This is a genomic window from Phycicoccus sp. CSK15P-2, from assembly GCF_016888005.1.
GTDB lineage: Bacteria > Actinomycetota > Actinomycetes > Actinomycetales > Dermatophilaceae > Phycicoccus.
This window is the reverse complement of the sequence record NZ_JAFDVE010000029.1, coordinates 77,027-87,817: the sequence shown is the minus strand read 5'-3', so window position 1 is coordinate 87,817 and position 10,791 is coordinate 77,027. Positions and strand designations below refer to the sequence as shown.

Genomic DNA, 10,791 nt, shown 5'->3' with positions numbered 1-10,791 from the left:
CCATCCGCCGCGGCACGTTCCGATCCGTGCGCGAGCTCAACGCCAAGATCCGCGTCTTCATCAACGGCTGGAACGACCGCTCCCACCCCTTCGTGTGGACCAAGACCGCCGACGACATCCTCAAGAATGCCAACCGTCAGAAAACTTCAAACACGAACCAGTAGGCGGCGCAACGGGCCGTGTCCGGAGAATGCCGAAGGCCCCGAACCGCGATGGGATCGGGGCCTTCGTGACCGGTGTCCGAGGGGGGACTTGAACCCCCATGCCCTATACGGGCACTAGCACCTCAAGCTAGCGCGTCTGCCAATTCCGCCACCCGGACGAGTGGTGCGGGAGCGGCCCGGGGAGGCCGTCCTGCGACCGTGAACGATACACGCTCCACCGGCCCGGACCGAAATCGCCCCGGGGTGCCCACGGCTCCTAGGGTGGACGCCATGATGGACACGCTGCGCCCCGAGGACGAGGTCGTCCGGATCTGCCAGGAGCTGATCCGGATCGACACCACGAACTACGGCGACGGCAGTGGACCGGGGGAGGCCGAGGCGGCGGCGTACGTCGTCGACCAGCTGCGCGAGGTCGGGCTCGAGCCGCGGACGTTCGAGTCCGACCCCGGCCGGGTCAGCGTGGCCGTGCGCATCCCGGGCGCCGACCGCGACCGCGGGGCACTGTGCGTCCACGGCCACCTCGACGTCGTCCCGGCCAACGCCGCCGACTGGCAGGTCGACCCGTTCTCGGGGGAGGAGCACGACGGCTGCGTCTGGGGGCGCGGCGCGGTCGACATGAAGGACATGGACGCGATGATCCTCGCCTGCGTGCGGGACATCGCCCGCCGCGAGGTCGTGCCTCCCCGCGACCTCGTCGTCGTCTTCTTCGCCGACGAGGAGGCGGGTGGCGTCAAGGGCTCGCACTTCGTCGTCGAGCACCACGCCGACGTCTTCGAGGGCGTGACCGAGGCCATCAGCGAGGTCGGCGGGTACAGCGTCACCGTGACCGACCGCGACGGCGCCGAGCGGCGCACCTACCTCCTGCAGACGGCCGAGAAGGGCATCGCCTGGCTGCGGCTCACGGCCGACGGGCGGGCCGGGCACGGCTCGGTGCCCAACGACGAGAACGCCATCGTGCGCCTCGCCCAGGCCATCGCCCGGATCGCCGAGCACAAGTGGCCCCGCGAGTACATCCCGTCGGTCCGCACCCTGCTCGACGGCCTTTCCGAGCTGACTGGGACGGGCTGGTCCGACGAGGACCTCGACGAGCTCCTGACGCACCTCGGCGGAGCCAAGGGGTTCGTCGAGGGCACCCTCCAGGACACGAGCAACGTCACGATGCTCGACGCCGGCTACAAGCACAACGTCATCCCGCAGCAGGCCTCCGCCAACGTCGACTGCCGTTTCCTCCCCGGCCACGAGGACGACCTCCTCGCGACCGTGCGCGAGCTCGCGGGCGAGCACGTGCAGGTCGAGGTGCTGCACCGCGACATCGCCCTCGACGCGCCGTTCGAGGGCGAGCTCGTGGAGCGCATGGTCGAGGCGCTGCGCTCCGAGGACCCGGAGGCAGAGGTCCTGCCGTACTGCCTCTCGGGCGGGACGGACAACAAGGCGCTGTCCCTGCTCGGCATCACCGGCTACGGCTTCGCACCCCTGCGGCTGCCCGCGGACCTCGACTTCGCGCCGATGTTCCACGGGATCGACGAGCGGGTGCCCACCGAGTCGCTGCGCTTCGGCGCACGGGTACTCGCGCGGCTGCTCGAGACGTGCTGAGGGCCGTCAGCCGAGCGGGACGGGGACGCGCCGGGCGCGGATGATCTTGCGGCGCAGCCAGGTCTTCGTGAGGCCGCCCATGTACGTGCGGGTCCGGGCCAGCTCCCAGCGACCGTACTCGGCGTGCTCGGTCAGGGCACGCCGGATGTCCGAGCGGTTCGTCTGCCGTCCGAAGCTGAGGACGAGGTACTCGTAGTCGGCCACCGCCACATTCTGCGTCAGGACCGGTACCGTTCGATGCATGAGCGCCGATCCGCGTGCCGCACTGGCCGTTCTCGTCACGGCGTTCGAGCGGCACCTCGAAGTCAGCAGCACCCGCCGAGGTGAGGACGACCCGGCGGTCGTCGCCGCGTACGAGGATCTCGCCGACGCGTTCGAGGAGTACGACGCCGCGCTGTACGACGCCTACGGTGAGATGACCCCGCTGGACATCTACGGCACCGACGACGAGCTCGACGACCACGACGACGAGGACGGTGACGGGGACCGCCTGTACGCCGGGCTCTCCGACGACATCGAGTACGACGACCCCGACGACGACCCGGAGCGCGCCCGCAGCTGAGCCGTGGCTCAGCCGTGCTCGGCCGAGACCTCGTCGAGGGCCTCGACGATCTGGGAGGGCAGCCGGACGTCCTCGACCGCGAGAAGCTGGGTCAGCTGTTGCGCGGTCCGCGGTCCCACGACCGGCGCCGTGACGCCCGGCCGGTCGCGGACCCAGGCGAGGGCCACGACGGCGGGCGCGACCCCGAGCCCGTCCGCGGCCGTGCGGACGGCCTCCATGACCCCGCGGGTGTGGTCGCCCGCGTGCCGTCCGGTGAACCGGGCGAAGTCGTCGGACGCCATCCGCGAGTCGGCCGGAACGCCCGTACGGTAGCGACCCGGAAGCACCCCGCGGCCGAGGGGCGACCACGGCAGGAGGCCGAACCCGAGCGCCTCCGCGGCGTCCACGATCTCGCGTTCGGGACGTCGCTCGACGAGGCTGTACTCGACCGAGTCGGCGGCGAGGGGGACGCCCTCGGTGGCCAGAAGGGACATCGTCCGTGCGGCCTGCCATCCGACGTGGTTCGAGACGCCGACGTAGCGGGCACGTCCCGTGCGCCACGCATGCACGAGCGCGCTCACCGTCTCCTCCAGCGGTGTGGCGTCGTCCCAGGTGTGGGCCAGCCAGATGTCGACGTGGTCGGTGCGCAGCCGCCGCAGCGAGACGTCGAGCTGGTTGAGCATCGCGCGGCGGGAGCAGTCGACGACCCGCTCGCCGGAGGCCCGGCTGATGCCCGACTTCGTCAGGAGGACGACCTCGTCGCGGTCGCCGTCGAGGAGGTCACCGAGGATCTCCTCGGCCGTGCCGCCGGCGTAGCCGTGGGCGGTGTCCACCAGCGTCCCGCCGGCGCTGCGGAACGCGGCGAGGATGTCCTTGGCGTCCTCCGGCGCGGTCCGGGTGCCCCACGCGATCGTCCCCAGCCCGAGGCTCGAGACGGTGAGCCCGGTGGCTCCCAGGCGGCGGGTCTGCATGGCCGCGAATCTACCTGCGGTGCGGCGGGCCCTCGTGCTGCCTCGCCGCACGGGCGGGGCACTAGCCTGACCTGATGCGACTCGGACTGAGCGGTGGCTACGCAGGCGCCGGCATGCCACCCGACCTGCTCGACCTCGTCCAGGAGGCCGACCGTCTCGGGTACGCGTCGGCCTGGGTCGCCGAGGCGTACGGCTCGGACGCGGTCACCGTGCTCGCCTGGCTCGCCGCCCAGACCGAGCGGATCGGCCTGGGCTCCGGCGTCATGCAGATCCCCGCCCGCACGCCGGCGATGACGGCCATGACCGCCGCGACGCTCGACACGCTCTCGGGCGGGAGGTTCCTGCTCGGGCTGGGCGTCTCCGGACCGCAGGTGAGCGAGGGCTGGCACGGCGTGCGCTTCTCCGCACCGCTCGCCCGGACGCGCGAGTACGTGGACATCGTCCGTGCGGCCCTGCGCCGAGAGACCGTCCGCTACGACGGCGACCACTTCACCCTGCCGCTGCCGGACGGTCCCGGGAAGGCGCTCAAGCTGACCCTCCACCCACCACGCCCGGACCTGCCCGTGTACCTGGCGGCGGTCGGCCCACGGAACCTCCGCCTGGCCGGCGAGGTCGCCGACGGATGGCTGGCCGTCTTCCTCTCGCCCGAGCACGCCGAGAGCCACCTCGCGCACGTCCGCGAGGGCCGGGCCATGGGTGGACGTGCGCCCGGCGCGGCCATGGACGGCTTCGACGTCGTCGCCACGGTCCCCGTCGTGGTCTCCGACGACCTCGAGGCGGCTCGCGCAGCGCTCGCGCCGTACACCGCGCTCTACATCGGCGGAATGGGCAGCAGGGAGCAGAACTTCTACAACCGGCTCGCCCGCACCATGGGGTTCGACGAGGCCGCGGACACGATCCAGGACCTGTACCTCGAGGGTCGTCCGCGCGACGCGGCGGCCGCCGTCCCCCTCGAGCTCGTCGACGCCACGGCCCTCATCGGCCCACCGGGGCGCATCGCCGAGCGGGTCGGCCGCTACGCGGACGCGGGGGTCACGACGCTGTCCGTCGCCCCGTCCGGCCGTACGACGGAGCACCGCGTCGCCACCCTGCGTCTCATGGCCGACGCGGTCGGCGCATAGGCTTCCCGCGTGCCCGTCGAGCTGACCTACTTCCAGGCCGTCGTCCTCGGGATCGTCGAGGGCCTCACCGAGTTCCTCCCGATCTCGTCCACCGGACACCTGACCATCACCGAGCAGCTGCTCGGGCTGCCCGTCGACGCGCCCGCCGTGACCGCCTACACCGCGATCATCCAGATCGGGGCCATCGTCGCGACGTTCATCTACTTCGCGCGGAAGATCGGGCGTCTCTTCATGGCATGGGCCCGGGGCCTGGGCTCGGCCGAGGCCCGCGAGCACCGCGACTACGCCCTCGCCTGGGCCGTCGTCGTCGGGTCGATCCCGGTCGGGCTCGTCGGGTTCGCACTCAAGGACGTCATCTCCGGCCCGCTGCGCAGTCTCTGGGTCGTGGCTGGTGCGCTCGTCCTGTGGAGCGCCGTCATCTGGTGGGCGGAGGGTCGACACGACACGCTCGAGGCCGCGGGGGAGCAACGCGGCGAGAACGGCGTGACGCTGCGGGACGGCATCGTCATCGGGCTCGTGCAGTGCTTCAGCCTCGTCCCGGGGGTCTCCCGCTCCGGCGCGACGATCTCGGCCGGCCTGGCCCTCGGCATCAACCGGGTGGCCGCCACCGAGCTGTCGTTCTTCATGGCGATCCCGGCGCTCACCGCGGCCGGGGTGTTCGAGCTCGCCAACGAGTGGGACCACCTGCAGTCACTCGGGGCCCCGCAGATGCTCGTCGGGATCGTCGTCGCGTTCGTCACCGCCTACGCGTCGATCGCCTGGCTGCTGCGCTTCGTCGCCACGAACTCGCTGCGTTCCTTCGTCGGCTACCGGGTGGCCCTCGGCGCGGCTCTCGTCGTCGCGCTCGCGGCCGGATGGATGTCCGCCACCTGACCTCCCACGGGCGCGAGATCAGAGCCAGCCGGAACGCTTGAAGAGGCGGTAGAGGACCCCGCACGACACGGCCATGAGGAGCAGGGCGTAGCCGTAGCCGAAGCGCCACTCCAGCTCGGGCATGTGGGTGAAGTTCATCCCGTACACGCCGGCGATCATCGTGGGGACGGCGGCCATCGCGACCCACGCCGAGATCTTGCGCATGTCGTCGTTCTGCTGCACCGAGACCTGGGCCAGGTGCGCGTCGAGGATGCCGGACAGGAGGTCGTCGTAGCTCTCGACGTGGTCGATGACGCTGTGCAGGTGGTCCGAGACGTCGCGCAGCTGCAGCCGGATCTCGCCCTCGGGCACCGGGCTGCGGGGTGAGGCGTGCAGCAGCTTGAGCGGTTCCGCCAGGGGCACGACGGCCCGACGGAACTCGAGGACCTCCCGCTTCAGCCGGTAGATCGCGGCGGTGTCGGTGCGGGCGCTGGAGAAGACCGCGCTCTCCATCTCCTCGAGGTCCTCCTCGACCTCGGAGTCGATGTCGAGGTAGGCGTCGACGACGCGGTCCAGGACCGCGTGCAGCACCCCGAACGGGCCGAGGGCGAGGCGCTCGGGGTCGGCCTCGATCTCGGACCGGATGCCGGAGAGCGGCGCGAGCTCGCCGCGGCGGACGGTGACGACGAAATGGTCCCCGACGAAGATCATCACCTCCCCGGTCTCGATGTCCGACGTGCGGTCGATGTACCGCAACGGCTTGAGGACGACGAAGACGGTCCCGTCGTAGAGCTCGACCTTGGCCCGCTGCCGGCCCTCGCCGCCGCCCCCGACCGCGTCCTCGACGGCGAGCGGGTGCAGCCCGAGCTCGGTGTCGACCGAGTCGAACTCCTCCTGCGTGGGGTCCTTGAGGCCGATCCACAGGAAGCCGGCAGGGTCGGCCGGGTCCGCGCGCAGACGGGCGAGCTCGTCGGAGAGGTCACCGGCCTCGCGGCGCCGTCCGCCCTCGTAGATGGCCCGGTCGACGATCACGACCGCCATTCTGGGGGACACGGGCGGTGCGGCGGGGGAGGCGGCCTACAGTGTCCTGTCGTGGCCATCGTCCTGCTCCTGCGACACGGGCACTCCACCGGCAACGCCGCAGGGGTCCTCGCCGGCTGGTCGGAGGGCGTCGGGCTCACCGACCGCGGGCGTGCGCAGGCCGAGGTGGTACGGGCGCGGCTGACGGGGGTCGAGGTCGCCCGGACCGTCTCCAGTCCCCTCCAGCGGTGTCGCGAGACCGTCGCACTGGCGCTGCCGGAGCACGAGGTGACCACCGACGAGCGGCTCGGCGAGTGCCACTACGGCGCCTGGACCGGGCGCACCCTGGGCGAGGCCGCGAAGGACCCGCTGTGGCGTGTCATCCAGGACGACCCCGCGTCCGCGACCTTCCCACCCTCGGAGGAGTTCGCGGCCGAGTCCCTCGCGGAGATGGCCGCCCGGGTGGTCGGCGGGGTCCGGGCGCTGGACGCCGAGGTCGAGGCGGCGGAGGGGACGACGGCCGTCTGGGTCGCGGTGAGCCACGGCGACCCGATCAAGGCCGTGGTCGCCGAGGCGGTCGGCGCGGGGATCGCCGGGCTGCAGCGGGTACGGGTCGACCCCGGGTCGGTCACCGCCGTTCACGTCTCCCCGCACCGGATGGTCCTGCTCGCGAGCAACACGGTCGAAGGCGCACTCGCCCCGCTGGTCACCGTGCCGCGCGAGCACGGCGCGGGGGAGTCCACGGTCGGGGGCGGCGCCGGCTGAGCCGGGCCCGTGACGAGGGCCTCGTGGCCGACACCGCCTCGAGCTGACCCTGGGGTTCACGATCTAGGGTGGAGACATGCCGTCCACCGTCTTCGACCCGCCCGAGCGCTTCGTCGCGGGCACCGTCGGCCCGCCGGGCGGGCGCACCTTCTTCCTGCAGGCCCGCGGCGAGGGCCGCGTCGTCTCGGTCTCCATCGAGAAGGTGCAGGTGAGTGTCCTCGCCGAGCGCGTGGACGACATGCTCGACACCCACGCCGAGGGAACGGCCACCGAGCCCTACGGCGAGGGTGACAACGAGCCGCTCGACACGCCCATCGACGACGACTTCCGGGTCGACACCCTGAGCCTGGCGTGGGACCCCGAGCGGCTCGTCGTCGTCATCGAGTGCCACGACCAGGACCCCGAGGAGGTCGGGGAGGGTGCGCTGCAGACCCTCCGGGTCGTCCTCACACCCGAGGCGGCCCGTGCCTTCGCCCGTCGCTGCGGGAAGGTCGTCGCGGCGGGGCGTCCGTCATGCCCCTTCTGCGGTCAGCCGCTCGACCCCACCGGCCACATCTGCCCTCGTGCCAACGGCTACCGGCGCTGAGCTCGAGGACCTCCTGACCCGGGGGGACCTCACTCCCGTCGGGCGGGTGTCGGGCTCGTCCAACGGCGCACTGCTCTGCGTGGTCGGCGACCCCCTCGACCGGGTCCTGGTCATCCACAAGCCCGAGGCCACCGAGCGCCCGCTGTGGGACTACCCGGACGGCACGCTCGTCGCGCGGGAGCGGGCGGCGTGGCTGGTCAGCGAGGCCGGGGGGTTCGACGTCGTCCCCCCGACCGTCCTGCGGGAAGGGCCGCTCGGCCGCGGGTCGGTCCAGCTCTGGGTGGGGCCGCTCGAGGACGACCCGAACCCGCTCGTCGCGGTCGTCGACCCCGACGAGGTGCCCGACGGATGGTTCACGGTGCTGGAGGGCGAGACGCCCCTCGGCGAGCCGGTGCTCGTCGTGCACTCCGACGAACCGGCGCTGCGCACGGTCGCCGTCTTCGACGCCGCGATCAACAACTCCGACCGCAAGGGAGGCCACCTCCTCCGGGAGGACGGTGTCGTCCGGGGCTGCGACCACGGCGTGAGCCTGGGGGTCGAGCCCAAGCTGCGCACCGTCCTCTGGGGATGGGCCGGGGAGCCGCTCGCCGACTCCGACCGGGAGCGGCTGGCGCGTCTCGCCGAGGCTCTGGGTGGCCCGCTGGAGGAGGAGCTCGAACCGCTGCTCACCGTCGACGAGGTCGAGGCCCTGCGGATGCGGGTCGCCGCGCTGTGCCGGCGCGGCCACCATCCGGTGCCGCACGGCGGCTGGCCCGCCATCCCGTGGCCGGCCCTGTGACCGGTGCCCCGTAGGCTCGGCCCGTGAAGTCGTGGCCCACCCCGTTCGTCCCTGCCGTCCCCGGTCTCGGTGAGCCGCTCCGGCTGCACGACACGAGTCGCGGCGAGGTCGTGCCGGTCGACCCGGGGGACGTGGCCCGGGTCTACGTGTGCGGCATCACCCCGTACGACGCGACGCATCTCGGGCACGCGGCCACGTACGTCACCTTCGACCTCGTCGTCCGTGCGCTGCGCGACGCCGGGCACCGTGTCGAGTACGTCCAGAACGTCACCGACGTCGACGACCCCCTGCTCGAGCGGGCGCACCGCGACGGCCGGGACTGGCGCGAGCTCGCGACCTCCGAGATCGACCTCTTCCGTGAGGACATGACAGCCCTCGGCGTCCTCCCACCGGACCGGTTCCTCGGCGTCGTCGAGTCCATGGACGACATCGCCCGCGACGTGTGCCGGCTCGTCGACTCCGGTGCCGCGTACCGGGTGCCGGTCCCGGACGGCGAGGGTGCCGGTGACGACGTCTACCTCGACCTCGCCCGGTGCCCCGGCTTCGGCGCCGTCTCGCACTGGAGCCGCGAGCGGATGTCCGAGGTCTTCCCCACGCGCGGCGGCGACCCCGACCGGCCCGGCAAGCGCGACCCGCTCGACCCGCTGCTGTGGCGTGGTGCGCGTCCGGAAGAGCCCTCGTGGGAGGACCCCGTCCTCGGCGCGGGACGTCCGGGCTGGCACATCGAGTGCACCGCGATCTCGCTGACGCATCTCGGCCATCCCGTCGACATCACGGGTGGGGGCACCGATCTCGTCTTCCCGCACCACGAGATGAGCGCGGTCCAGGGCAACGCGCTCACCGGTGAGGACGTCTTCTCCCGGCTCTACGTGCACCAGGCGATGGTCGGGTTCGAGGGCGAGAAGATGAGCAAGTCGCGGGGCAACCTCGTCCTCGTGTCCCGGCTGCGGGCCGACGGCGTCGACCCGATGGCCATCCGGCTCCTGCTCCTCGCCCAGCACTACCGCACCGAGTGGGACCACACCGACGCCCTCCTCGACGAGGCGCAGGCCCGGCTGGACCGCTGGCGCGAGGCCCTCTCGACGAACGGTGGTGTCGACGCCACCGGCACCGTGGCTGCGGTCCGCGCCGCCCTGGCGGACGACCTCTCGACGGCCCGGGCGCTCTCCGCGGTCGACGAATGGTGTGAACGCACGATGGCGGGGGAGAGCGAGGACCCCGGCGCACCGGGCCTCCTCGCACGGACGCTCGACGCACTGCTCGGGGTCCGCCTGTGACGAGGGCTTGACCCTCAGACGCCCTCCACGTGCGCCGGCTGCGCGACGTCGGGTTCAGCGTGTCCGCCATCCTCGCCGCGCGCATCCAGGAGTACCTGACGACGGGCCCGGCCTGACCCACCGCCTCGGCCCGTCCGCGCCCCACGCACCGTCCCGTGCGTGGGCGGGAGGAGGGTACGCCCACACGGCCCGGTCCACGCGCGGTGGCGACCTCGCCGGGCCCGACGCGTCAGGGCCCCGAGGAGCCCTTCTCGTCGGTGCCCCGCCGCCGCAGGTACCGCTCGAACTCCTTGGCGATGGCGTCGCCGCTCGCCTCCGGCAGCTCGGCCGTGTCCTGGGCCTCCTCCAGGCTCTCCACGTACTCCGCCACCTCGGTGTCCGAGGCCGCGAGCTCGTCGATGCCGCGCTCCCAGGCACGTGCGTCGTCGTCGAGCTCACCGTGCTCGATCGGCCCGTCGAACAGCTCCTCGAGCCGCCCGAGCAACGCGGCGGTGGCCTTCGGCGAGGGGGTGTGACCCGCGTAGTGCGGCACAGCAGCCCAGCAGGACACCGACGGCAGGCCGACCTGCACGGCGGCGTCTGCGACGACCCCCACGATGCCGGTGGGCCCCTCGTAACTGCTCATCTCGAGCCCGTGCCGATGCCGGGTGTCCTCGTTGTCCGACGTCGCGGTGACGGGGATGGGCCGGCTGTGGGCGACGTCCGCCATGAGCGCGCCCAGCGTGACGACCATCGACACCTCGGCACCCTCGGCGAGCTCCATCAGCTCGATGGCGAAGGCACGCCAGCGGAAGGACGGCTCGACGCCCTGGACGAGGACGACGTCCCGGCCGAGAGAGGTGTCCCGCGCCACGAGCACCCGGGTCGTACGCCAGCTGATCCTGCGCTTGCCGTTCTCTGCCACGACCCGCGGCCGGTTGACCTGGAAGTCGTAGTAGTCCTCGGGGTCAAGGGCCGCGACGACGTCGGCGTCCCAGATGCGGGCCAGGTGCTCGACGACGGCGCTGGCGGCCTCGCCGGCGTCGTTCCAGCCTTCGAACGCAGCGATCATCACCGGGTCGCGCAGCGCACCGATGTCCTCGAGCTCGATCACGGGCGTCCTCCCTCCGGGGTCATTGCTCCA

General features: G+C 72.4%; 12 protein-coding genes, 1 tRNA gene and 1 pseudogene. 9 read left to right on the top strand and 5 right to left on the bottom strand.

What is annotated here, in order from left to right; translation table 11 throughout:
- Positions 1-164: pseudogene (locus JQN72_RS18590) on the top strand (IS630 family transposase); the annotation flags it as partial.
- Between the two features lie 73 nt (positions 165-237).
- On the opposite strand, the gene JQN72_RS16430 reads toward JQN72_RS18590, so the two are convergent.
- Positions 238-322 (bottom strand) — tRNA-Leu (locus JQN72_RS16430).
- A gap of 112 nt (positions 323-434) precedes the next feature.
- On the opposite strand from JQN72_RS16430, the gene JQN72_RS16425 reads away from it, so the two are divergent.
- Positions 435-1,757, top strand: a complete 1,323-nt coding sequence (locus JQN72_RS16425; RefSeq protein WP_204136211.1) for a M20/M25/M40 family metallo-hydrolase — start codon at positions 435-437, stop codon at positions 1,755-1,757.
- Between the two features lie 6 nt (positions 1,758-1,763).
- Here the strand turns inward: JQN72_RS16425 and JQN72_RS16420 are convergent, their stop codons facing one another.
- Positions 1,764-1,961 (bottom strand): DUF5703 family protein, encoded by a 198-nt coding sequence (locus JQN72_RS16420; RefSeq protein WP_307812774.1) that lies wholly within the window; start codon positions 1,959-1,961, stop codon positions 1,764-1,766.
- Between the two features lie 37 nt (positions 1,962-1,998).
- Between JQN72_RS16420 and JQN72_RS16415 the strand changes: the two genes are divergently transcribed.
- Positions 1,999-2,319, top strand: a complete 321-nt coding sequence (locus JQN72_RS16415) for a primosomal protein (protein WP_204136209.1) — start codon at positions 1,999-2,001, stop codon at positions 2,317-2,319.
- A gap of 8 nt (positions 2,320-2,327) precedes the next feature.
- Here the strand turns inward: JQN72_RS16415 and JQN72_RS16410 are convergent, their stop codons facing one another.
- Positions 2,328-3,269, bottom strand: a complete 942-nt coding sequence (locus tag JQN72_RS16410; protein WP_204136208.1) for an aldo/keto reductase — start codon at positions 3,267-3,269, stop codon at positions 2,328-2,330.
- 74 nt (positions 3,270-3,343) lie between these two features.
- On the opposite strand from JQN72_RS16410, the gene JQN72_RS16405 reads away from it, so the two are divergent.
- Entirely contained in the window at positions 3,344-4,390 is a 1,047-nt protein-coding gene (locus JQN72_RS16405; protein ID WP_204136207.1) for an LLM class F420-dependent oxidoreductase, read from the top strand.
- A 9-nt stretch (positions 4,391-4,399) separates the two neighbouring features.
- Positions 4,400-5,263, top strand: a complete 864-nt coding sequence (locus JQN72_RS16400; protein ID WP_307812773.1) for an undecaprenyl-diphosphate phosphatase — start codon at positions 4,400-4,402, stop codon at positions 5,261-5,263.
- Positions 5,264-5,281: 18 nt separating this feature from the next.
- Here JQN72_RS16400 and corA read toward each other — a convergent pair whose 3' ends face one another.
- Entirely contained in the window at positions 5,282-6,283 is a 1,002-nt protein-coding gene (gene corA, locus JQN72_RS16395; RefSeq protein ID WP_239100765.1) for a magnesium/cobalt transporter CorA, read from the bottom strand.
- Between the two features lie 51 nt (positions 6,284-6,334).
- Here corA and JQN72_RS16390 point away from each other — a divergent pair, with 51 nt between their 5' ends.
- The 4 genes from JQN72_RS16390 (at position 6,335) to mshC (ending at position 9,668) form a co-directional block, all read left to right on the top strand.
- On the top strand, positions 6,335-7,027 hold the full coding sequence (locus tag JQN72_RS16390) for an MSMEG_4193 family putative phosphomutase (protein ID WP_204136205.1): 693 nt from the start codon (positions 6,335-6,337) through the stop codon (positions 7,025-7,027).
- 76 nt (positions 7,028-7,103) lie between these two features.
- Positions 7,104-7,613, top strand: coding sequence for a DUF3090 domain-containing protein (locus JQN72_RS16385; protein ID WP_204136204.1), 510 nt, complete (start codon positions 7,104-7,106; stop codon positions 7,611-7,613).
- Positions 7,591-8,391 carry an SCO1664 family protein gene (locus JQN72_RS16380; RefSeq protein WP_204136203.1) on the top strand — a complete coding sequence of 267 codons (801 nt, stop codon included), beginning with the start codon at positions 7,591-7,593 and terminating at the stop codon, positions 8,389-8,391. The genes JQN72_RS16385 and JQN72_RS16380 overlap by 23 nt, the downstream gene beginning before the upstream one ends.
- Before the next feature lie 23 nt (positions 8,392-8,414).
- A complete protein-coding gene (gene mshC / locus JQN72_RS16375; protein WP_204136202.1) occupies positions 8,415-9,668 on the top strand; it encodes a cysteine--1-D-myo-inosityl 2-amino-2-deoxy-alpha-D-glucopyranoside ligase in 1,254 nt (417 codons plus the stop codon).
- A gap of 229 nt (positions 9,669-9,897) precedes the next feature.
- Here mshC and JQN72_RS16370 read toward each other — a convergent pair whose 3' ends face one another.
- Positions 9,898-10,761: a PAC2 family protein gene (locus JQN72_RS16370; RefSeq protein WP_204136201.1), complete on the bottom strand. Its 864-nt coding sequence runs from the start codon at positions 10,759-10,761 to the stop codon at positions 9,898-9,900.
- Positions 10,762-10,791 lie beyond the last annotated feature (30 nt).